Source organism: Rhizobium favelukesii, from assembly GCF_000577275.2.
Taxonomy (GTDB): Bacteria; Pseudomonadota; Alphaproteobacteria; order Rhizobiales; family Rhizobiaceae; genus Rhizobium; species Rhizobium favelukesii.
In genome coordinates, this window is sequence record NZ_HG916853.1 from 110126 (window position 1) to 130795 (window position 20670).

At 62.1% G+C, this 20670-nt stretch carries 22 protein-coding genes and 1 pseudogene; 15 read left to right on the forward strand and 8 right to left on the reverse strand.

The genetic code is table 11. The features are described from left to right. Positions 1-64: 64 nt before the first annotated feature. From LPU83_RS59710 to LPU83_RS59720, 3 genes and pseudogenes are all read left to right on the forward strand, one after another. On the forward strand, positions 65-1033 hold the full coding sequence (locus LPU83_RS59710) for a DUF3991 and toprim domain-containing protein (RefSeq protein ID WP_011654725.1): 969 nt from the start codon (positions 65-67) through the stop codon (positions 1031-1033). A gap of 116 nt (positions 1034-1149) precedes the next feature. Beyond that, positions 1150-1742 (forward strand): annotated as a pseudogene (locus LPU83_RS59715) (DUF1419 domain-containing protein). A gap of 90 nt (positions 1743-1832) precedes the next feature. Continuing rightward, positions 1833-6923, forward strand: coding sequence for a DEAD/DEAH box helicase family protein (locus LPU83_RS59720; RefSeq protein WP_024316899.1), 5091 nt, complete (start codon positions 1833-1835; stop codon positions 6921-6923). 84 nt (positions 6924-7007) lie between these two features. Here the strand turns inward: LPU83_RS59720 and LPU83_RS59725 are convergent, their stop codons facing one another. Then, positions 7008-7187: an antitoxin VbhA family protein gene (locus LPU83_RS59725; RefSeq protein ID WP_024316900.1), complete on the reverse strand. Its 180-nt coding sequence runs from the start codon at positions 7185-7187 to the stop codon at positions 7008-7010. A gap of 317 nt (positions 7188-7504) precedes the next feature. On the opposite strand from LPU83_RS59725, the gene LPU83_RS59730 reads away from it, so the two are divergent. From LPU83_RS59730 to LPU83_RS59760, 7 genes are all read left to right on the forward strand, one after another. Next, complete coding sequence (locus LPU83_RS59730) at positions 7505-7822, forward strand: hypothetical protein (protein ID WP_024316901.1); 318 nt, start codon at positions 7505-7507, stop codon at positions 7820-7822. 357 nt (positions 7823-8179) lie between these two features. Continuing rightward, positions 8180-9928, forward strand: a complete 1749-nt coding sequence (locus tag LPU83_RS59735) for a ParB N-terminal domain-containing protein (protein WP_024316902.1) — start codon at positions 8180-8182, stop codon at positions 9926-9928. Positions 9929-10019: 91 nt separating this feature from the next. Next, entirely contained in the window at positions 10020-10916 is an 897-nt protein-coding gene (locus LPU83_RS59740; protein WP_024316903.1) for a DUF7007 domain-containing protein, read from the forward strand. Next, a complete protein-coding gene (locus tag LPU83_RS59745; protein ID WP_024316904.1) occupies positions 10913-11254 on the forward strand; it encodes a hypothetical protein in 342 nt (113 codons plus the stop codon). Before LPU83_RS59740 ends, LPU83_RS59745 begins: the two co-directional genes overlap by 4 nt. Positions 11255-11258: 4 nt before the next feature. Beyond that, entirely contained in the window at positions 11259-11711 is a 453-nt protein-coding gene (locus LPU83_RS59750; protein WP_024316905.1) for a hypothetical protein, read from the forward strand. Positions 11712-12027: 316 nt separating this feature from the next. After that, on the forward strand, positions 12028-12612 hold the full coding sequence (locus LPU83_RS59755; RefSeq protein WP_011654732.1) for a hypothetical protein: 585 nt from the start codon (positions 12028-12030) through the stop codon (positions 12610-12612). A gap of 287 nt (positions 12613-12899) precedes the next feature. Further along, positions 12900-13826 carry an ArdC family protein gene (locus LPU83_RS59760; protein ID WP_024316906.1) on the forward strand — a complete coding sequence of 309 codons (927 nt, stop codon included), beginning with the start codon at positions 12900-12902 and terminating at the stop codon, positions 13824-13826. Positions 13827-13849: 23 nt separating this feature from the next. Here the strand turns inward: LPU83_RS59760 and LPU83_RS73195 are convergent, their stop codons facing one another. Then, positions 13850-14023, reverse strand: a complete 174-nt coding sequence (locus LPU83_RS73195; RefSeq protein WP_167546223.1) for a hypothetical protein — start codon at positions 14021-14023, stop codon at positions 13850-13852. A gap of 485 nt (positions 14024-14508) precedes the next feature. Between LPU83_RS73195 and LPU83_RS59765 the strand changes: the two genes are divergently transcribed. From LPU83_RS59765 to LPU83_RS59780, 5 genes are all read left to right on the forward strand, one after another. Continuing rightward, complete coding sequence (locus tag LPU83_RS59765) at positions 14509-14820, forward strand: DUF736 domain-containing protein (RefSeq protein ID WP_011654735.1); 312 nt, start codon at positions 14509-14511, stop codon at positions 14818-14820. A gap of 315 nt (positions 14821-15135) precedes the next feature. Then, positions 15136-15306 carry a hypothetical protein gene (locus LPU83_RS73200; RefSeq protein WP_165419764.1) on the forward strand — a complete coding sequence of 57 codons (171 nt, stop codon included), beginning with the start codon at positions 15136-15138 and terminating at the stop codon, positions 15304-15306. 332 nt (positions 15307-15638) lie between these two features. Further along, entirely contained in the window at positions 15639-16109 is a 471-nt protein-coding gene (locus tag LPU83_RS59770) for a hypothetical protein (protein WP_024316908.1), read from the forward strand. 91 nt (positions 16110-16200) lie between these two features. Then, a complete protein-coding gene (locus LPU83_RS74360; protein WP_244656149.1) occupies positions 16201-16380 on the forward strand; it encodes a hypothetical protein in 180 nt (59 codons plus the stop codon). Positions 16381-16610: 230 nt separating this feature from the next. Next, a complete protein-coding gene (locus LPU83_RS59780) occupies positions 16611-16811 on the forward strand; it encodes a hypothetical protein (RefSeq protein WP_128409067.1) in 201 nt (66 codons plus the stop codon). 32 nt (positions 16812-16843) lie between these two features. Here the strand turns inward: LPU83_RS59780 and LPU83_RS59785 are convergent, their stop codons facing one another. The 6 genes from LPU83_RS59785 to traC form a co-directional block, all read right to left on the reverse strand. Next, positions 16844-17284: a thermonuclease family protein gene (locus tag LPU83_RS59785; protein WP_011654740.1), complete on the reverse strand. Its 441-nt coding sequence runs from the start codon at positions 17282-17284 to the stop codon at positions 16844-16846. After that, positions 17281-17589, reverse strand: coding sequence for a WGR domain-containing protein (locus LPU83_RS59790; protein ID WP_024316910.1), 309 nt, complete (start codon positions 17587-17589; stop codon positions 17281-17283). The genes LPU83_RS59785 and LPU83_RS59790 overlap by 4 nt, the downstream gene beginning before the upstream one ends. A 208-nt stretch (positions 17590-17797) precedes the next feature. Next, entirely contained in the window at positions 17798-17995 is a 198-nt protein-coding gene (locus LPU83_RS59795) for a hypothetical protein (RefSeq protein WP_024316911.1), read from the reverse strand. A gap of 18 nt (positions 17996-18013) precedes the next feature. Beyond that, a complete protein-coding gene (traG, locus tag LPU83_RS59800) occupies positions 18014-19966 on the reverse strand; it encodes a Ti-type conjugative transfer system protein TraG (protein ID WP_024316912.1) in 1953 nt (650 codons plus the stop codon). Further along, positions 19956-20159 carry a conjugal transfer protein TraD gene (gene traD, locus LPU83_RS59805; protein ID WP_018010302.1) on the reverse strand — a complete coding sequence of 68 codons (204 nt, stop codon included), beginning with the start codon at positions 20157-20159 and terminating at the stop codon, positions 19956-19958. The genes traG and traD overlap by 11 nt, the downstream gene beginning before the upstream one ends. Before the next feature lie 13 nt (positions 20160-20172). Beyond that, complete coding sequence (gene traC / locus LPU83_RS59810; protein ID WP_024316913.1) at positions 20173-20445, reverse strand: conjugal transfer protein TraC; 273 nt, start codon at positions 20443-20445, stop codon at positions 20173-20175. Positions 20446-20670: the final 225 nt, after the last annotated feature.

Consider the following 20670-nt stretch of genomic DNA (forward strand, 5'->3'; position numbering starts at 1 on the left):
GAAGATGTCCCGCCGATCATGCGGGGAGTTAAATTGAGGAACGATCGCAGGCGATCGGAAAATCATGAAAAGAGAAGAAATCGAGAAACTACGCGAGGCGGTGAGTTGTGCTGCCGTCCTCGAACAGGCTGGGTTCGCGGTCGATGTGAAGGAAAGCACGCGCCGGGCGGTGAAGTTTCGTCGCGGAGCGGAAATCATCATCGTCACCCACGAAGGTCGCGGCTGGTTTGATCCCTTGAGCGACGATAAAGGCGACGTTTTCGCTCTTACTTGCTTGCTTCAGCATTTAGGATTTTCAGAGGCTGTCGACCGTGTTGGCGATCTCATCGGCTTCACAGCTGCACCCGTCATCTGGAAGAAGCCGCCGTCCAAGGTCGAGCCTGCGGATATTCTGACACGATGGCAAGGTCGCGGTCTTCCAGCTACTGGATCCGGCGTCTGGAGGTATCTCTGCTGGTCGCGTGCGATCCCGATCTCCATCCTGCGCTCGGCCATCAATCAAGGGATCGTTCGAGAAGGTCCATTCGGCAGCATGTGGGCCGCCCATAGCGATGGCGCCGGATTGGTGGTTGGATGGGAAGAGCGCGGACCTGACTGGCGCGGCTTTTCGACGGGTGGCAGCAAAGTTCTGTTTCGCCTGGGTGCGCCTGACGCTCTCCGTCTCTGCGTGACGGAGGCTGCCATCGACGCGATGAGCCTCGCCACGATCGAAGATCTGCAGGACGGAAGTCTTTACCTCAGTACCGGTGGCGGATGGTCGCCCAGAACCGAAGCGGCGCTGGTCGACCTTCTCGCTTGCCCTGGCACTCACCTCGTCTGTGCCACCGATGCCAATAGCCAAGGCGATGCGTTCGCACGTCGTCTTCAGGCACTGGCCGCACAGGTCGATCGCCCTTCGGTCCGTCTCCGGCCGCCGGCGGAGGATTGGAATGAAGTCCTGCAGGAGAGAAGGAGAGAGAAATTGAAGAGCGAAGGAAGAGAGAGGCGTGCCGCATCGCCGCCGACCGCATCAAGGGAGGCTTCGCCCGGCTAAAGCCGGCCCTTGACGCGGCCGATCGGGATGCCGGCGGCCCGGAAGGTGTCATGAGGGACTAAAACAGAGGTGATGGAGTGGCCATCGCCAGGTCCCGAAACCTGAAGGAGCCAGAGATGAACACCCCTGCCCCCATCCGCAAGATTTTCGAGGGCGTCGCAACGCGCCCGCAAATGTTCCGGCTTTTCGATCGCCATAGTCAGCGCCCCGACCGGTGGCAGAGCGATGCTGCTCCGCTTTACAGCGGAGAATGGTTCGAAATTGATGAGGCACTCTACGATTACATGCTCAATATCCTGCCGCCATTGTGGATGTGCGGGCCGATCTTCGCGTTGCGCGAATTCCTAACGGGCTCGACCACCAGCATGCGCTGCGGATCGACGGAAAGCCTCGGTACTTCCACGGCTATTGCGACCTGTCCGATCCCACTTCGGTCGAGACGATGCGGGCGACGATCTTCGAGCGCGAAACCCAGCCGGTTCGCGCCATGTCCCGTGAAGAGCGACTAGAACATACCTGGAGCAGCACTGCGAATGCCTATCGCGGCTATGCCGATCGGTTTCCACCGGTGATGCAGGGGCAGCGCATGGTCATGCTGTGGAGCGGTACCAATGGCACGCTTCTGAAGCTGCTGGACGACCTTACCGATGATGAGATCGCCGCCAAACTGCCCGTTCATATGCGGCATCTGCCTGACATCGCGGCCTAGGCGTCATCAATCCCTTCAATCCATCAGGCGCTTCCAGCCCGCTATTGCGGCGGGCGAGCGATGGCGCGCATCCGAAAAGGAAAACTCCCGATGAGCAACGATCCTTTCACTCTCGACATGTTCGGTAGCTCTGCGCTCTCTTCAGGCCTTGCGCTAGGTGTCACCGCATTTGGCGGCTTCGACACAGTGGCGGCCAATGACGACGATCCCGATCCCACTCCGCCGGCGCCCGCCCCGGCTTTGCCAGTTGTGACTTCGGCGGCGCGCCCGAACAGTCAGCGCCAGAATTTCTATCTGGACGGCGACCGCGGTCTCGGTGCCTCATGGAAGGATCGTGCTCGCGTCAACGTGGCGGCAATCCTGGTCACGGAGGGCATAGTGAAGCAGGAGCGGCCGGCGACCGCCAAGGAGCAGGCACAGATGGTCCGCTTCACTGGCTTCGGTGCTGGCGAGCTTGCCAATGGCATGTTCCGCCGGCCGGGCGAGGTCGATTTTCGTGATGGCTGGGACGCGCTCGGTTCTTCGCTCGAAACCGCCGTGTCGGAGGCTGATTATGCCTCGCTTGCCCGCTGCACCCAATATGCCCATTTCACGCCGGAACTGATCGTCCGGGCGATCTGGGCTGGGATCCAGCGTCTCGGCTGGCGCGGGGGCCGGGTGCTTGAGCCCGGTATCGGGACAGGGCTCTTCCCTGCCCTCATCCCACCAGAGTACCGCGACACCGCCTATGTCACCGGGATCGAGCTCGATCCGGTCACGGCGCGCATCGTGCGCCTTCTTCAGCCGCGGTCTCGCATCTTTGAAGGCGACTTCGCCCGCACGGATCTGGCGCCGATCTACGATCTCGCCATCGGCAATCCGCCCTTTTCCGATCGCACCGTCCGCTCCGACCGGGCCTACCGGTCGCTTGGCTTGCGGCTCCACGATTATTTCATTGCGCGCTCGATCGACTTGTTGAAGCCGGGCGCACTGGCCGCCTTCGTCACCTCGCATGGCACGTTGGACAAGGCCGCTACGACCGCACGCGAGCATATCGCCAAAACCGCCGACCTGATCGCGGCGATCCGCCTGCCAGAAGGCAGCTTTCGGCGCGACGCCGGCACCGATGTCGTCGTTGACATCCTCTTCTTCCGCAAGCGCAAGGCAGGAGAACCGGAAGGCGATCAGATCTGGCTTGATGTTGATGAGGTGCGGCCTGCTGTCGACGATGAGGGTGCGATCCGCGTGAACCGCTGGTTTGCACGCCATCCCGACTTCGTGCTCGGCACCCATGCCCTCACCTCTGGGCCGTTTGGCGAGACGTACACCTGCGTCGCCCGCGACGGAGCCGATCTCGACACCATCCTCGACGCCGCCATCGAACTTCTTCCGGCCGACGTCTATGACGGCGAGCCGACCCCGATTGATATCGATCTGGAAGATGAGCTCGCCGAGATCGTCGACCTCAGGCCGAAGGATAGCCCGGTCCGCGAAGGCAGCTTCTTCGTTGACCGGGCGAAGGGGCTGATGCAGATGCTCGACGGCACGGCGGTAGCGGTGACCGTCCGGAAGGGCCGCCCCGGTGACGGGATCTCTGAAAAGCATGTTCGGATCATCTCGAAACTGGTCCCGATCCGCGATGCCGTCCGTGAGATACTGAAGGCCCAGGAGACGGACCGGCCGTGGCGCGACCTGCAGGTGCGGCTCCGCCTCGCCTGGTCGGCATTCGTCCGCGACTTCGGTCCGATCAACCACACAACCGTCTCGATCCAGGAGGATCCAGAGACCGGCGAGGTGAAGGAGACCCATCGTCAGCCGAACTTGTTGCCCTTCCGCGATGATCCCGATTGCTGGCTGGTTGCATCGATCGAGGACTATGATCTGGAGACCGACACGGCGAAGCCGGGTCCGATCTTCGCCACCCGTGTGATCGCTCCGCCGATGTCGCCTGTCATCACCAATGCGGCTGATGCGCTGGCGGTCGTACTCAACGAGCGCGGCCATGTCGATCTCGATCATATCGCCGAGCTCCTCCATCGCGAAATCTCCGCAGTCATCGATGACCTCCGTGACACGGTGTTTCAAGATCCGGCTGATGGTTCCTGGAAGACTGCCGATGCCTATCTCTCCGGATCGGTCCGCACCAAGCTGGCGGCCGCGCAGGCAGCAGCGGAACTTGATCCGGTCTACGAGCGCAATGTTCGTGCCCTTCAGGCGGTCCAACCGGCCGACCTGCGTCCGTCGGACATCACGGCACGCCTCGGCGCGCCTTGGATCCCGGCCGCGGATGTCGTCGCCTTCGTCAAGGAAAGGATGGAAAGCGATATCCGCATCCACCACATGCCGGAGCTTAGCTCCAGGACGGTGGAAGCGCGCCAGCTCGGCTATTCTGCAGCCGGCACATCCGAATGGGGCACGGGCCGCCGGCATGCCGGCGAGCTGCTCGCCGATGCGTTAAACAGCCGCGTCCCGCAGATCTTCGATGTGTTCAAGGATGTCGATGGCGAGCGCCGGGTGCTGAACGTCGTCGATACCGAGGCGGCGCGCGACAAGTTGCAGAAGATCAAGCAGGCGTTTCAAGACTGGGTTTGGACCGATCCGGACCGCACCGACCGGTTGGCCCGCGATTACAACGACCGCTTCAACAACATTGCGCCGCGCAAATTCGACGGCTCCCATCTGAAACTTCCCGGCGCCTCTGGCGCCTTCGTTCTTTATGGGCACCAGAAACGCGGCATCTGGCGGATCATCGCCGATGGCTCGACCTATCTCGCCCACGCCGTCGGCGCCGGCAAGACGATGACGATGGCGGCCGCGATCATGGAGCAACGCCGGCTGGGGCTGATCGCCAAGGCGATGCTGGTTGTCCCCGGCCATTGCCTGGCGCAGGCGGCGCGCGAATTCCTGGCTCTTTACCCCAACGCGCGCATTCTCGTGGCCGACGAGACCAATTTCACCAAGGACAAGCGCGCTCGCTTCCTGTCGCGGGCAGCGACCGCCACTTGGGACGCGATCATCATCACCCATTCGGCGTTTCGCTTCATCGCCGTGCCGTCGGCCTTCGAGCAGGAGATGATCCAGGACAAGCTGCAGCTATACGAGGATCTGCTGACCAAGGTCGACAGCGAGGACCGCGTCTCGCGTAAGCGGCTTGAGCGGTTGAAAGAAGGAATGAAGGAGCGGCTCGAAGGTCTCGCTACCCGCAAGGACGATCTTCTTACGATCTCGGAGATCGGTGTGGATCAGATCGTCGTCGACGAGGCGCAGGAATTCCGCAAGCTCTCCTTCGCCACCAATATGTCGACGCTGAAGGGCATCGATCCGAACGGCTCGCAGCGCGCCTGGGATCTCTATGTGAAGTCCCGCTACATCGAGACGAAAAATCCCGGCCGGGCGCTGGTGCTGGCCTCCGGCACGCCGATCACCAACACGCTAGGCGAAATGTTCTCGATCCAGAGACTGCTTGGCCACGCGGCTCTTTTCGAGCGCGGGCTGCATGAATTCGATGCCTGGGCGTCCTGCTTCGGCGATACGACGACCGAACTGGAAATCCAACCATCCGGCAAATACAAGCCGGTCAGTCGCTTTGCGTCGTTCGTCAACGTCCCCGAGCTGATCGCGATGTTCCGCTCGTTTGCCGATGTGGTCATGCCGGATGACCTTCGGCAGTATGTGAGGGTGCCCGACATCTCGACCGGCCGGCGGCAGATCCTGACCGCGAAGCCGACGGCGCTGTTCAAGACCTATCAGCAGACGCTCGGCAGCAGGATCAAGATGATCGAACAGCGCGAGGGTCCGGCCAAACCCGGTGACGACATTCTTCTATCCGTCATCACTGACGGCCGCCACGCCGCTATCGATCTGCGGTTCGTCATGCCGGCGGCTGGGAACGAGGACGATAACAAGCTGAATCTCCTGGTCCGCAATGCGCACCGGATCTGGAAGGAGACCGGTGATGCGGTCTACCGGCGCCCCGATGGCAAGGATTTCGAACTGCCGGGGGCCGCGCAGATGATCTTCTCCGATCTCGGCACTATGAATGTCGAGAAGACCCGGGGGTTTTCGGCCTACCGGTTCATCCGCGACGAGCTGATCCGGCTCGGCGTACCCGCGGCGGAGATCGCCTTCATGCAGGACTACAAGAAGACCGAGGCCAAGCAACGGCTGTTCGGCGATGTCCGCGCCGGCAAGGTGCGTTTCCTGATTGGATCCTCCGAGACCATGGGCACCGGCGTCAATGCCCAGCTCCGGCTGAAAGCGCTCCACCATCTCGATGTCCCGTGGCTGCCGTCGCAGATCGAACAGCGCGAAGGACGCATCGTTCGACAGGGAAACCAGCATGACGAGGTCGACATCTTCGCCTATGCCACCGAGGGAAGTCTCGACGCTTCCATGTGGCAGAACAACGAACGCAAGGCGCGGTTTATCGCCGCTGCCCTTTCAGGCGACACATCGATCCGCAGGCTCGAAGATGTAGGCGAAGGCGCCGCCAACCAGTTCGCCATGGCCAAGGCCATCGCGTCCGGCGACGAGCGATTGATGCAGAAAGCCGGCCTGGAAGCCGACATTGCCCGGCTCGAACGGCTCCGCGCCGCCCACGAAGACGATCAGTATGCCGTCCGCCGGCAGATGCGCGATGCCGAACGCGAGATCGAGATCTCGACCCGCCGCATCGGTGAGGTCGGCCAGGACCTCGAGCGGCTCCAGCCCACGTCAGGCGACGCCTTTACGATGACGGTGCTGGGAGAGAGCCATACCGAGCGCAAGGAGGCCGGCCGCGCACTGATGAAAGAGATCCTCACGCTTCTGCAGCTCCAGCACGAGGGCGAGGTTCATCTGGCGACGATCGGCGGGTTCGATCTCGTCTACGAGGGCGAGCGGTTCGGCAGGGGCGATGGCTATCGCTACAAGACGCTCATCCAGCGCAGCGGCGCCGACTACGAGATCGAGCTTGCTATCACTGTCACCCCACTTGGAGCGATCTCCCGGCTCGAGCATGGGCTCGACGGGTTCGAGGAGGAACAACGGCGCTATCGCCAGCGCCTGGATGACGCCGAGCGACGCCTGACGTCCTATCGTTCCCGCACGGGCGGAACCTTCCAGTTCGCCGATGAGCTCTCCGAGAAGCGCCGTCTTCTCCGTGGGATCGAAGACGAACTGGCGGCCGCCGCCGTGGATGACGGTGCCCAGGAGGCCGCTTGAAGCGGCCGGAACCGGAGGTCTTCAGGTCTCGCCCGGTTCCGGTCGTGCTCGCCTGCGCGCGAGGCGGCCGCGTTGCTCGGCCTCCTACAGGGCGAGTCTGCCGAGGTAGCGCTCTCGCATCTGCTTCATATCGATCTCGCCGCGAACCCATTCGTCGAGAAGCGCGATGAAGGCCGGATCTTCATCGATGGGCACGCCATGGCCTTTCGCCCTGTCGATGGCCCGCTGCGCGATGGATTTCCGGGTGTTGGGGTCCGTGCTCATCTTGCCTCGACTTGGGAGTTATCGGATGGGCGGCGACATCTATCAGGGGGTCGCTCACGCCGCGACTTGAAATCTGTCGCTATCAACAATATCTGAGCATCGCTTCCCGTTTCGATGATGTCCTGCCGCCGGGCAACCGCCGCGGCTTTCGATATCGTCCGGGATCAGAGAAAAGGGCGCTCCCCGCACGGGTCGAGCGCCCTTTTCGCTTCGGCCGCTAAGTCGATGTGGATACGAGATACGGATTTCGTTTTCGCTTTTGGCGCCTTGACCGATGCGCGCGCGATGAGACCTGAAGAATAACACTGCGGGAACCCATGCCTTTTTATCTTGTAATCCAGACCTCTCTCATTGAAGCCGACGACGAGGAGGCCGCTGCTCGAATTGCGGTCGACCAGATCCGATCCAGCAACAAAGTCGCCGTCACTGTGAAGTCCGACGAAACGACCGTCTCGCACATCGTCGTTGCTGCGAAACCGGCTATCTCACTCGCAGATCCGGTTGCGGATCCTGAGGATGGCGGGCCGGTTCCGGCTACTCACCCTGCCCCAACGTCCGCGGTCGAGGCCGATCGAAAGGCGACGCTGAAGAGGATAGTGGCTGATGCGTTCTCGCTTCTGAAACGGCGCCCCTAAGTCTTTCAGACGGGCCGCGTCTATACGCAGATCTGGCGCTGCATGATGAACCTCCGCGCCATTTGGCGGGGTAATCGCTGCGATGTAAATTAGAAAAGGGCGAAGTATAGGGAAAGAAAATGGAACCGGTCGCAGATCGGTCCTCCTGCCGCCGCTTCCGCTCAACCGCCGCCTGTGCGATCCCGGCCGGTTGTCCTTCGCAGGGCAGATGCCCCGCTCGTCCTGCCCAGCAGGGATGCTCGGCCGCAGTTGCGGCAGTTCGGCCGACCCCGCGGTCCCGGAGGTGTCTTCGAGAAAAATGAAGACAGGAAGGGCTGGCAAGGCGCCGGCTCGTAACCCTCCCGAAAGGACAGTCCCATGCAGATCAAGACGATCGATCCCCGCGCTCTGAAGGAAAACCCCGACCGCATGCGTCAGACGAAATCGTCGCCACAGGCCGATGCGCTGATGCTGGCGACGATCAAAGCCGTCGGTATCGTCCAGCCGCCCATCGTTGCGCCCGAAGCGGATGGTGGCAATGGCTACATCATCGATGCCGGCCATCGCCGAGTGCGCCTCGCGATCGCTGCGGGCCTCGGGGAAATCGAGATCCTCGTGGTGGATGCTGCGAACGACAACGGCGCCATGCGCTCGATGGTCGAAAACAGCGTGCGCGAAGCGCTAAACCCGGTCGACCAATGGCGGGGTATCGAGCGGCTCGTCGCACTCGGCTGGACCGAGGAAGCGATCGCCGTCGCGCTGGCGCTCCCCGTTCGCCAGATCCGCAAGCTACGCCTGCTTGCAAACGTTCTGCCGGCGATGCTCGAGCAGATGGCGCAGGGCGATATGCCCTCCGAGCAGCAGTTGCGGATCATTGCTGCCGCCGGTGAGGTCGAACAGAAGGAAGTCTGGAAGGCGCACAAGCCGAAGAAGGGCGACGCCGCTGCCTGGTGGTCGATCGCCAATGCCCTGACCAAGAAGCGCATGTATGCCAAGGATGCCAGCTTCGGCGATGATCTGCGCGAGGCCTATGGCATCGAATGGGTCGAAGATCTGTTCGCGCCGGCCGACCAGGACAGCCGCTACACCACCAACGTCGAAGGTTTTCTCGGCGCCCAGCACGAATGGATGACGTCCAATCTGCCGAAGCGCGGCGCGATCGTCGAGGTCAACAGCTGGGGTCAGCCGGAACTGCCGAAGAAGGCAAGCCAGGTCTACGGCAAGCCCTCGAAATCCGACAACACAGGCCTTTATCTCAATCGCGACGGCAAGGTTCAGACCGTCTACTACCGCATGCCCGAGGCGGCGAAGCCGAAGGGCGACAGTGCAAATGGTGCCGAGGGCGCCATCAATGACGATACCGGCTCAACACCGAAGGCACGCCCGGATGTTACCCAGAAGGGTCAGGATATGATTGGCGATTTCCGCACCGACGCCCTGCACGATGCCCTCGGCCGCGCTCTGATCGAAGACGATATGCTGATGGCGCTGCTCGTGCTTGCCTTCGCGGGACAGAACGTTCGCGTCGACTCCGGCGCGGGCGGCAACCTTTACGGCGGTGCGCGCCTCGGCCGCCATGCCGCTCGCCTCTTCACCGAGGATGGCAAGCTGTCTTTCGACATGGATACAGTTCGCGGCGCTGCACGTGCAGCCCTGATCGACGTGCTCTCATGCCGACGCGGCATGTCGAACAGCGGCGTCGTGTCCCGTGTCGCCGGCCAGGCGATCGGTGCGGACAGCTACCTGCCGAACATGGGCATGGAGGATTTCCTCGCATCCCTATCGCGTCGGGCCCTTGAAACCGTCGCCAAGGATGCCGGTGTCGAGCCGCGTGCGCGTGTCCGCGAGACCCGCTCAGCTCTCGTCACCCACTTCGAAGGCGATACGAACCTCGTCCATCCGTCTGCTCTGTTCGCGCCGGAGCCGACGGAGGTTCTCGCCCTCCTCAAGCATCTTGATCACGAAGCGACCCCGCAGGACGAGGGCGAGACCGACGATGGCACTGACGGCGGTATCGTCGCCAATGACGGGCATGGAGAGGTTGATGTCTCCGACATGGTCGAAGCGGATGAGGGTCCGGGCACGCTCGACGACCACGAAACGGCCTACGGGATCGCGGCCGAGTAATCCCACCAGTCCTTTCCAAATCTTCCGCTCCGCCGCCGGTCATCCCGGCGGCGGTTTGCTTTTCAGGACCTTCAAACAAAGGAGCCCGACCATGAACGGAGCATCATTTACCTCCGCCACAGACCCAGTATCCATCTGCTCAGCCGCCGATGGCGTCGAGTTCGGGACAAGCGCCGACGGATTTCCTGTTGCACGCATCGGCGAAATCCTCCTCGGCCTGATCTCCAACGGAAGCGGCGACTTCTTTCTGGCCAGTGCTTGGCGCATCACCAAGCCGTTAGCCGAAGTGCGGCGTCACCATTTTTATCGCCACGATGGGCGCGTGAAGGACGAAGCGGCGTTCCGTCTCCGCGCAATCGAGACCGCGGAGCACATGCGGGAACTTTCAGCCTTCTCCCGCATCCAGACACGCATGTCGGCAAGCACGCCATGGGGCGGCTCGCAGCTGGCGACGATCTATGCCGAGGGAATTGTCAGCCACTCGACCTCAGGACATGGCGGCTTTCATCTTTCTCCCGATCGAAATCTTCAGGTCGATGCCTCGGTTCGCAGCGCGGGCGGTTGGTACGAGGAAGATAGCGAATGGGCGATCGTCGCCTTGACGTTCCCGGATCTCTTCACCGGCTACGAGCGCCAGTGCGCCAATGAGGCCGCGCGCAACACCTTCCCGGATTATTGGGAGAAGCTTCGCGGCCGTCAGCTCAGCGCCGGGGAATCCTGGTTGAAGGATCGCGCTGAGTTTGATCGCGTGCATGCTGACGACTGGATCGTCATCTCTGCAATCATCTCCTCTCACCACTCCGGCATGACTGAGGTGTTCGCCAAGAGAGGCGGCAATCGCGAATCCCAGCGAGAGGAGCGTCGCTTTCTCGTTCCTCATGAAGAATATGGTAGGCGCGGTCGCTTTGGCTTTGTCATCGATCTCGCGCGTCATGCCGCCTATGATGGTCCGTCGAGCTTCGTCGGTTGGAGCGCGAGGGCGGCATGATGGCACCGGTAATGTCACCCGAAACCCAGCTCTCTCGCATGGAGGACGCCCGCCGTCAGACCCAGAGGCAGCTGGAACTCATTGACAGGCAGATCACCCGCCGGATGACGGCAATCCTGCCGAAGCTTGCGAGGCGCCAGACCGGCTACCATCGCGGAAAGGCGCCCGATGGCAGCACCCTGCTCGAGCGCTATCGCGCCAACCTAGCCGGCCTCACAGCAGAGCGTCAGCCAGAGGCCGAAGCCCTATCAAGAAAGCTGGCTCGACAGGACGCTGCGATCGCAGCGCTACGCGACCGTTTATCTTCTGCCGGCCCACACTCGAGTCCGGAGGGCTGATGACATGGCAACAATAGGTGACCTCGAGCGGAACGCCGGGATCGGATCTTCCAATGCTGAGCGAACTGCGTTCTGGCTGCGGTTTCATCATCTCGAAGGGAAAGCATGCCTTGACGCGGGCGTGGCCGAGCTCAAGCGCATGATCGCAGAGCGCAACGGGACCGAATTGCGTGCTGCCAAACACAGGCGCCAGCAATGGCCAGCCCCGAGCGACGATCAGGAAGCTGCACTACAAGCGTATGCCGCCAGGCATGGACGACGCTGGAAGAGCATCCTCAGCGATGTCTGGATGGGGGGTGGACCGCCTTCTGACGATGGCGGGATCTTGCGCGGTCTCCGTAACACCCATGGTCCCACATGGCTTCAATCCTACCGGTTGCCGAAGGCAGTATTGCGGAGCCAGTCCGACGGGAACGCAGCGGTCTCGCATGTGGGCATCGGCAAAAGCGAGGAGTAGAACGGGCTGGAGCCATATCCTTGTCGTGTCCGGTGATGGCACCGTGACGGTTTGTCCTTCGGTTTTGCTGCGGTCTGAGCCAGCGGCCGTCCACTTCAAGGCCGCTATCGCGCCGCGGGGCGGCCGGAACCCGCCGTCCTGCGCGGAGCAGTTCCGCTCGGCCTCGCAGGGCGGTTGCCCTGCTGGCTCGCAGATCGGCTCCGCTTGGCCTGGCACGCCCGGACCTTGAAGCGCCCGTCTTCCGCCGGTTCGGTCGACCGCACCGAAGGGCAAGCCGGCACGGGGCCGGAACCACTTCGGCTCGAAAGGAAGAGACATGGCCAAGCCCGTAACCACTCGCCAGACCGCCCGGGTCGTCCAGCTCCGCAAGGGCGCCACCGTCGAAATGGTCCGCCTCACCTGCCCAGACAGCGCCCAGGCGATCAAGATCGCCGAAAGCTTCGGGACCGCCGTCATCGACAGCGAGGGGATCCGCGACCTCCACGAACGGCTCATCACCGAGACCGCGGATGCTCTCAGCGAAGGCCTCGGTGACCGGGCCATGCAGATCCACCTGCAGCGCATCGTCGGCGCCTATGTCGGCTCCGCCCACGGCGCCGGCCAATTCTACAGCAATGCCGTCACCCAGGCACGCGATGCCACGGCCAAGGCGGCAAACGATGCCCGCGACGAAGACCTCGACGGTCCCGTCGGCTACGATAGCGCCGCCCACCGCAAGCGGGAATTCGCCGCCGACATGGGCATCCAGGCTCACGCGTTACGGATGGCAGCCGAAGGTGCCGTCGCCGCCTACAAGCATATCGTCGGTGAGAGCTGGAAGCCGTTCGATCGCCCAGTCGAAAACCCCGGACATTCTGTGGATCGCAAGGCGGCCGCGGCCCAGATGTCCGCTTTCGACTGACACCATGCGGCGGGGCCCGCCCCCCTTATCGTTAGAGGCCGTCTCTTTGGGGCGGCCTTTTTTCATGCCGGCTCTCGATGGAGGGAAAGCGGAAATAGGAATTTGATCGGGCCGTTGCGGCCCGTCTCGTGCGTCGGACCTGCAGGAGCCGCCCACGTCAGGCAACGGCTTCGCCGTCCTCCACTTCGTTTCGGCCGTTCCGGTGCAAGCCGTCGGCTCATGGCTCCTGACCTTGGCCTGCGCGACGGGGCCGCGATTGGCGCGGCTCCGAATAGTGGAGATGAGAAATGAGCAAGAAGGTCGAAAGCCAGCGCACCGACATCTATTCCCGCATTACCGATCGGATCCTCGAGGACCTCGCAAGCGGGGTCCGCCCCTGGATGAAGCCCTGGAATGCGGCGAATACGGATGGCCGGATCACCCGCCCGCTCCGCCACAACGGCCAGCCCTATTCGGGCATGAACGTTCTCCTGCTCTGGTCAGAGCAGATGTCGCGTGGCTTTGCTTCGTCGATGTGGATGACGTTCAAGCAGGCGTTGGAACTCGGGGCCGCCGTTCGAAAGGGCGAGACCGGATCGACGATCGTGTTCGCGAGCCGGTTCACCAAATCCGAAGCGGACGGAAAAGGTGGTGAGGTCGATCGGGAAATTCCCTTCCTGAAGGCCTATTCCGTGTTCAACGTCGAACAGATCGATGGTCTGCCCGACCACTATTATTACCGGCCGGCGCCAGCCCAGGACCATGTTGAGCGTATCGAGCAGGCGGACCGGTTCTTCCGGAATACCGGCGCGGTGATCCGCCATGGTGGCAATCAGGCATTCTATGCGCCAGGTCCTGATCTCATCCAGATGCCGCCCTTCGAGACGTTTAAGGATGCGGCGAGCTATTATGCTACGCTCAGCCACGAGGCGACGCACTGGACTGCCGCCGAGAACCGCGTCGGCCGAGACCTGTCACGTTATGCCAAAGACAGGAGCGAACGTGCCCGCGAAGAGCTGATTGCCGAGCTTGGCAGTTGTTTCCTTTGCGCGGACCTCGGGATAGCCCCTGAACTCGAGCCGCGGCCTGATCACGCGTCGTACCTTCAGTCCTGGTTGAAGGTGCTGGCCGACGACAAGCGGGCGATCTTCCAGGCGGCTGCCCATGCGCAGCGCGCAACGGTCTTCCTTCACGGGTTACAGCCGGAGGCGGCCAACTTTCGGGACGCTGCTTGAGTGCTTGAACGCTTCAGGTAGGCTTACGGTCGGTCGCCGCTCTCGGTGGTGGCCGGCTCTGTCAACGGGTCAGCGGGAGCCAGATCTTCCGTAGTGCTCAAGTCCAACCTTCCCCAGATCGACGGCTTAGGAGCGGAAGGCTTCAGCTTCCGGGACTGCTTGATTTCGACGATAAACGGTTTCGTCTGCTTTGCCATAAATCCTCCAGGCGATGATTCGCGGGGCAACTCTATCGCGGCAAGTTCGTCTCGCAAGCGGACCTTGATCGGACGTCATGCGAAGAATGTGCATATCGTTGTCGTAGCTATGTCAGATTGCTGACCATCTGTGGCAGTTCACCTCGATTCCCCGGTGCGGGCCCGCCATTGCCATATCCCTTTCCCTTGACGACAGGGCTCCATTCGCGGGCTCGATGAGGCATGTCTGGCCGGAGAGCGGCTACGCCTCGCTCGTATTCCCGCAACGGCGCTCCGAAACTTTCATCCCCTGCCGGAACCCACCCCACGCGACAGGTCGAGTGGGGACCCCAGGTCGCCGTCATTCCTCGCGAAACAAGAAAGTGTCTCCGCGCCGCCCTCCACGTTGTTCCTGCCCTACGGATGCGGTCCGATCGTCCCCGGCCTTTGCGACTGCCATCGAGGCCGCAATAGAGCGGCCCGAAACAGCGAAAAGGAATACGACAATGGCTACTATCGGCACCTTCACCTCTACCGAAAACGGCTTCACCGGCTCGATCCGCACCCTCGCGCTCAACGTCAAGGCCCGCATCGCCCGCATCGAAAATCCCTCCGACAAGGGCCCGCAGTTCCGCATCTTCGCGGGAGCCGTTGAACTCGGCGCCGCCTGGCAGAAGCGCTCGGAACAGACCGACCGCGACTACCTCTCGGTTAAGCTCGATGACCCGAGCTTCCCCGCCCCCATCTACGCAACGCTCTCCGAGGTCGAAGGCGAAGATGGCTACCAGCTGATCTGGTCCCGGCCGAACCGGGACTGAGAACTCCGGCCCCGCCCGAAAGGGCGGCGTCTTTCCCTCGGCAAATATCTAAAGCCGGATCAGGCTTCGAGCCTGGTCCGGCTTTTTTGGTGGCACACGGGAGGGAGGGATAGCTGCTCAGAAACCGGGAGTGTGCCGCTCGCGCATGCCGGCCTCAAGGATGAGCGGTTCCCCCAATTTTCTGCAGCCGCCTGTGGCGCCTTCCGAAAATCGGCTCCCCCACTCCCCGGCCCTGCCGGTCGCTTGCGCGATCCCTGACCCCGCCATCCCCTCCCGGCCGCTGTCGTCGTCTTTCACATCCAAGGAGATCAGACGATGACCTACGACATTGAAATCCAGATCGAAGAACTGCGGTCCGAGCTCAGGGAGTGCATCGATCCCGACGAACGTCGCGAGATCGAGGTCGAACTCGAGCTGGCGCGCGCCGAGCTGGCCGTCATCATTGCCGAGAAGGATGGCTGGCTCAAGGCGGAGCCCCCCTTCTGAGGGGGCTTTTGCCGCATCCGTGAGCTTGGTCAGCCGGATCGCTCGGCCGACCAAGCTGTCAGGGATTTCACCCCCTCGACACTCCCCGCCGGCTCACGCCGGAATCGGTCGCGTCCCCTTCGGGTCCGCGGGTCTCTTCTCTCTCTGACGTCCTATTCTGCTCCAGCAAATCCGGCGTCAAGGACGGCGCGGTCTCCCCCAATTTTTCCGCCGCTGCGTTGCACTGCGCTCTGGAAAAATCGGTTCCCCCGCTTGCAAGCCGCTTCGCGGTCCTTGACCCCTCATTGCAACAGAGCGGCCGATCTCCGTCATCAAGATGAAGGAGATCCACTATGACATCCGATCAGAACCTCATGCTCTACGCCAAGCTCGTCGGTTTCCGGCTCGTCGTCCTCGCAAATCGGGTCGGCTGCGACACCGATTTCTTGCAAGAGCTTCATGACCGCCTGGTTGAAGGACTTGAGGCGGCAATCGCTCGTATCCAGACCATCATGGCATTGGAACGAAGCGTTCTCACCGGCGACGAAGAATTCGCCGCCTATCAGCTGGACGGCGAGACCGAGATTTTCGGACGCTGCGCCATCAGCTTGTTGGACGACCTCGAAATCGATTTCGACACGCATGAATATCGCATTAACGGCAGCGACTGGATCAACGCCTTGACGGCGGATTACAGCGGCGTCGATATCGATTATCCGGAATCGGTTGCGTTGACGGAGGACGAGCTCGGCTCGCTGGCACAAATCGTAAAGGATATCACACGGGAAACCGGAATCCCCGTTCATGCGGCTCGTGCCGTCTAGGGCCGATGGCATCGCCAGAACCGGATCAAATCTTAGACGCGGAGAGGTGGCAAAGGCTGCCTCTCAATTGGGAATGGTTCAGGCCGATCGCGTGAGCGACAAGTTCGCAGGGTCTGCGCTTGACTGTCAGGATAATGGTGCGAGCGTTCATAATGCCTGCGACGCCGGTGAGCGTCGCCAGATCCAGGCCGAGCTGGATGTCGCTCAGGCGGAGCTTGAGGCGGCCGTCGACCTGCAGGGCAACATCTTCGATTGGGAGCCCCCTCACTGAGGGCAACCGATAGCGCCGCGCCATTATCGACCGTCGCGGTTCTCCTGTGATCCCATTTCATCGACATCAGGGATGGTGCGTCTCGAGCGTCGTGCCGCAACCTGATGCCGCCAGAATTTTCCCCGCCTTCGGCTTCCTCGCGCAGCAAAATTCAGTCGTTCTCAGGTCCTCCGCTTCGCTGCGGTCGTGCCGATGCAGCACTCCTTCCCGAGGCACATCTCATCCCCGCGATGAAACGCAATCACAGGAGAAAGATCATCCAACAGCTCGCCAAATTCCTCGCCGCTACCGGCCGCCGCCTGCGCACTCTCGGCAAGGTCGTCGGTCACTTCGTCCGCAAGGGTAAACTCGGCCTGAAGGTCGCGATCAAGATCCCCTTCTTCGTAGACATCGAGGTCAACTTCGAGACCGACTGGAACCGGCGCCCGTAAGGCGCCTCGGCCCGCTTTGGCGGGCCGGATCCTCAGCACCAGGGCTCGCGCCGGCCCGACCAGGTCCGCGCCAGGCCTTCCGACACCAGCCGATCGCCGAGGCTTCGTCCTTCCCGGACGAGAACCCGGAGCTTGCGGCCGTAACGATCCGTATCGCGGCCTGGCCACGCCTGGAGTTGGAATGGTCCCTCGTTGACGAGCTCGATCAACCGCTCTGTTGCCTTGTTGCCAAGTGTCAGTTCCGACGCGCATTTCGGGGTGCTGATCTCCGGGGCGTCGATATCGGCAACTCTCACCTTCTGGCCGTAGATCCACAGCGTATCACCATCGACGACGCAGTTGTAACGGGCGCCGGACGCACATTTGGGGTACGTTGCGGGTAGACCAGATTGAGCCGCTTCAACATGCGGGACAATCAAGATTGCGCCTAGCAGAACAGCGGCGGAAATGACGCCTGTCAGAATTGATTTCACCTGATTGCCCCAAGCTCGATGACGGTAGATGGAGCGCAACTATCAGATTCGCGGGTTGCAGCTGACCGCGTTCGATAGCCTCGAGCGCGCTTCTGTCGGGTCAGGTCGAGGAAGAGGGCAACCGCATCCTGCTCCCGCTCGAAGTGGTGGATCAATGTCTGGCCCTTGCTGCCGATCCGTCCCCATCGCCGGGTCAGGCAAAGTTCACCGAACAGGTTGGCCTCGATCGACATGGCATAGTAGCGAGCCATGTTCTTGGCGCGGTCCTTGCGTTCGACATAGAGCTGGTAGGGCTGTGCGATCATGACTGAGAATCGCGCGTACGGAGTCCGCGGTCCAACGACAATTATGAATCGGTTTCGCGTGATCGATTCAATCTGGTGAAGCGTTCGAAACGTTAGGTCTTGGGCGATCCGCCTTCGGCGTACGGCTCTATTCGCCACGGCGAACGAAGCCCGCAAGCGGTCTTCGCCCATTTCGGTCACGATCTTCTCGCGGTCACCGCGGCATTGATCAGTACCCGAGATAGCCGAGGATATCCGCACCATAATATTCCCCCTCCTCGTCGGCATGAGCAATGACCTCACCAGCAGCTTCATCGACCAATGCCTTGTCATCTTCTCGGACGGCGGCCGCCACTTCGTGGATGCGGCATTCCTCGATCGCGTCTTCAGCCGAAACCTGAGCCTCACAGGCTTCCCAATATCGCATTGATGGATCCTCCCGCGTTTAGTTCGGTTCGGCCGAAGCTGAGACTTCTGGACGATCACCGCGCTGTTGAAACCTGTTTTCGCCGACACATGACTTCATGTCCGACCGGCGGAACCAGATCGCGCGGCCGCATCGCAATGGCGCGTTGCCGGCGGTGAAGACGATCTGCTCGTCAGCACGCATGCGAAGGACTTCGTGCGGTTGGATCAACTGCCTTGAAGCGAGCTGTTTCGAGCGGGTTCGTGACGACCCGCGCGATTGGAAACTGCGGCTGACCTGGTCGATCTCGACTGTCGTCGTGCCACATCGACGGGAGATATAGTCTGCGGTTTCCGGATCGTTGATTGCCGCAAACGAGATCCAGCTGGCGCTTTCGAACCATTTGCTGGACGCGTCACGACCGCCGTAGGTTTCCCGCAGCTGGCCGATCGACTGATAGATCATCGTGAGCGTGATGCCATATTTCCGGCCGGCGTCGCGCGCCGTCTCCAGCACCCGCATGTAGCCGAGCCTCGCCACCTCATCGAGGAGAAACAGTGCCCGGCCTTTGATCGCCCCGTCGCGATGGTAGATCGCGTTGAGGAAGGAGCCGATGATGACGCGCGCCAGGCCGGCATGGGTTTCCAAAGCCTTGAGGTCGATATTGATGAAGACGTCGGTTTCACCATCGGCCAGCGCCTCGGTGGAGAAGCTGGAACCGGAAACGAGGGCGCCGTAGTTCGCATAGCTTAGCCAATGCGTTTCCTTGATCGCATTGGCGTAGACGCCAGAGAAGGTCTCCGGCGTCATGTTGACGAAAGCGGCGACATTCTCCTTCACGAAATCGGAAGCGGAATTGTCGTAGATCTCCTGCAGGCGCGCGCGGAGCTTAGGTTCCGGCTCTGAGAGATTGGCCCGCACCTGTCGCAGCGTCTGGTGCTTCTCATCGGTATGGCCGGACAGGCAGACGTCAGCGATCATGGCGGTGAGCAGCTGAAGACCGGACGCGCGGAAGAAGTCATCGCGGACGCCGGTCGCGCGACCGCTGTCGCTCATGATCCACGACGCGACGGCTGCGATGTCCTCTTCCTTGGTGCCGCCGTGGCGACCGATCCAGTCGAGCGCGTTGAAGCCGGATTGGGCGTTCTTCGGATCGAGAACGATAACGCGCCGGCCTGCCTTACGCCGATGCTCCATCACCATCGGCGCCACCTCGTTGGACGGATCGAGCACGACGAGAGAGCCGCCCCATTTGAGCGCCGTCGGGATCGTAACAGAGGTCGTCTTGAAACCTCCTGAACCGGCGAAAACGATCCCATGCGATGAGCCGAACGAGCCGTCGAAGCAGAGCAGCGGTGCGGAACCTCCCCTCCCCCAGGAAGTCGGCTCGCCAGGCCGAAACGACGTGGCGGCCGGATCGTCGCGATCGACACGATATCGCTCGCCGATGACGATGCCTCCTGTTTCCGGAAAGAGCTTTTCCGCCTCTTGCATCGTCATCCAATCCGCCTCCCCGTGCAGGGCGCGTTTGCCCCGGATGCGTCTCGGCTCGCTTCGGGTAAAGGCCGCATTGCCCATCCTGGCGACGCGCAGCGCGAAGAAGGTGACGAGCAGCGCGGTGCCTGCTCCTACGATGGTCGAAGGGTCGGCGTAGGACAGAAGCGTCCTGCGCGCGGGCACCTGACTGGCAAAGGTCAACAGACGCGATCCCTCGCGAAGAGCTGCGACGGCGATGACGCCGAGACCGCCCGCGGCAACGCTCCAACCTGATGTCTTGACGTTGATCGATCCCTTGGTGCCGAACAGGAACATGACGCCACAAGCCCCGGCGAGTGCATAGGGCAATGCAAGCCCGATCCGCCCCAGCATCAGCTTCGCCTGATCCGTCGTTCCGAATGCTGAGAGCCACCGTTCGATGCCTGGGAAAGTCAAAGCGATGGCCAGCATGGCTACGGCCGGAATACCGGCGACAAGGATCCGCTTAGGCGTCATCGGCGAATGCCTTCGCACCGAGTTCACTCAGACGCGTTCGCTCCGCCTCGTCAGCCTTTATCCGTGCGCTGGCATCGATCAGAAGCCCGAGCAAGAGCGCGCGCTTCTCGTAGCGCAGGCCGGCCTTGACGATCAGGCCGCCAAGTTCGATCTTTTCCCGCGCGTCCTTTTTCCGAGCCTCGGCCGTCGACATCTTTTGCACCCGCTCAAGCCTCAGCAGACCGGCCCGCAGCCTCGCCAGCGCCGTTCGGCGGCGTGGTCGCAGGCTTGCGCCCCTGAGCGGGTCTCGCCTGTGCCCGAAACCGAGCCGCGACTTCTTCGAACGCCGACAGAAGTTCACCCTCCTCTATCTCGATCTCTCCGAGCCCTGCCCGTAGCGCGATCCGACCGATGCGCTCGGCGTCACGTGTTTCGGCCTGCTTGAGTTGCTCCTGCAGGCGAGCAATCTCTTCCCGGATTTTGGCGGTTGGCTTCTTCATGAGCGTTGCTTCCTTGTTCATGATGGTCCGTTGAAGACGAACCCTGCCCCGAATTTTCTCCCGCTGGAAAGGTGCAATGTTGCACCTCGCCAAAGCGCTAGCTTTTGGCGAATGATCCCGCCGTTCCGAAGGAGCGGATCCAAGGGCGCAATTATACGTCGCTGACGCGACGCCCTGCTGAAGGGTCCTGGCGGGGCCGCCCGCTCCCAACGAACGCGTTGAAAA

Bases quoted from the DNA above. Each gene is read 5' to 3' on its own strand.
- LPU83_RS59710 (WP_011654725.1), top strand. From the start codon at position 65: ATGAAAAGAGAAGAAATCGAGAAACTACGCGAGGCGGTGAGTTGTGCT.
- LPU83_RS59720 (WP_024316899.1), top strand. From the start codon at position 1,833: ATGAGCAACGATCCTTTCACTCTCGACATGTTCGGTAGCTCTGCGCTC.
- LPU83_RS59725 (WP_024316900.1), bottom strand. From the start codon at position 7,187: ATGAGCACGGACCCCAACACCCGGAAATCCATCGCGCAGCGGGCCATC.
- LPU83_RS59730 (WP_024316901.1), top strand. From the start codon at position 7,505: ATGCCTTTTTATCTTGTAATCCAGACCTCTCTCATTGAAGCCGACGAC.
- LPU83_RS59735 (WP_024316902.1), top strand. From the start codon at position 8,180: ATGCAGATCAAGACGATCGATCCCCGCGCTCTGAAGGAAAACCCCGAC.
- LPU83_RS59740 (WP_024316903.1), top strand. From the start codon at position 10,020: ATGAACGGAGCATCATTTACCTCCGCCACAGACCCAGTATCCATCTGC.
- LPU83_RS59745 (WP_024316904.1), top strand. From the start codon at position 10,913: ATGATGGCACCGGTAATGTCACCCGAAACCCAGCTCTCTCGCATGGAG.
- LPU83_RS59750 (WP_024316905.1), top strand. From the start codon at position 11,259: ATGGCAACAATAGGTGACCTCGAGCGGAACGCCGGGATCGGATCTTCC.
- LPU83_RS59755 (WP_011654732.1), top strand. From the start codon at position 12,028: ATGGCCAAGCCCGTAACCACTCGCCAGACCGCCCGGGTCGTCCAGCTC.
- LPU83_RS59760 (WP_024316906.1), top strand. From the start codon at position 12,900: ATGAGCAAGAAGGTCGAAAGCCAGCGCACCGACATCTATTCCCGCATT.
- LPU83_RS73195 (WP_167546223.1), bottom strand. From the start codon at position 14,023: ATGGCAAAGCAGACGAAACCGTTTATCGTCGAAATCAAGCAGTCCCGG.
- LPU83_RS59765 (WP_011654735.1), top strand. From the start codon at position 14,509: ATGGCTACTATCGGCACCTTCACCTCTACCGAAAACGGCTTCACCGGC.
- LPU83_RS73200 (WP_165419764.1), top strand. From the start codon at position 15,136: ATGACCTACGACATTGAAATCCAGATCGAAGAACTGCGGTCCGAGCTC.
- LPU83_RS59770 (WP_024316908.1), top strand. From the start codon at position 15,639: ATGACATCCGATCAGAACCTCATGCTCTACGCCAAGCTCGTCGGTTTC.
- LPU83_RS59780 (WP_128409067.1), top strand. From the start codon at position 16,611: ATGAAACGCAATCACAGGAGAAAGATCATCCAACAGCTCGCCAAATTC.
- LPU83_RS59790 (WP_024316910.1), bottom strand. From the start codon at position 17,589: ATGATCGCACAGCCCTACCAGCTCTATGTCGAACGCAAGGACCGCGCC.
- LPU83_RS59795 (WP_024316911.1), bottom strand. From the start codon at position 17,995: ATGCGATATTGGGAAGCCTGTGAGGCTCAGGTTTCGGCTGAAGACGCG.
- traG (WP_024316912.1), bottom strand. From the start codon at position 19,966: ATGACGCCTAAGCGGATCCTTGTCGCCGGTATTCCGGCCGTAGCCATG.
- traD (WP_018010302.1), bottom strand. From the start codon at position 20,159: ATGTCGACGGCCGAGGCTCGGAAAAAGGACGCGCGGGAAAAGATCGAA.
- traC (WP_024316913.1), bottom strand. From the start codon at position 20,445: ATGAAGAAGCCAACCGCCAAAATCCGGGAAGAGATTGCTCGCCTGCAG.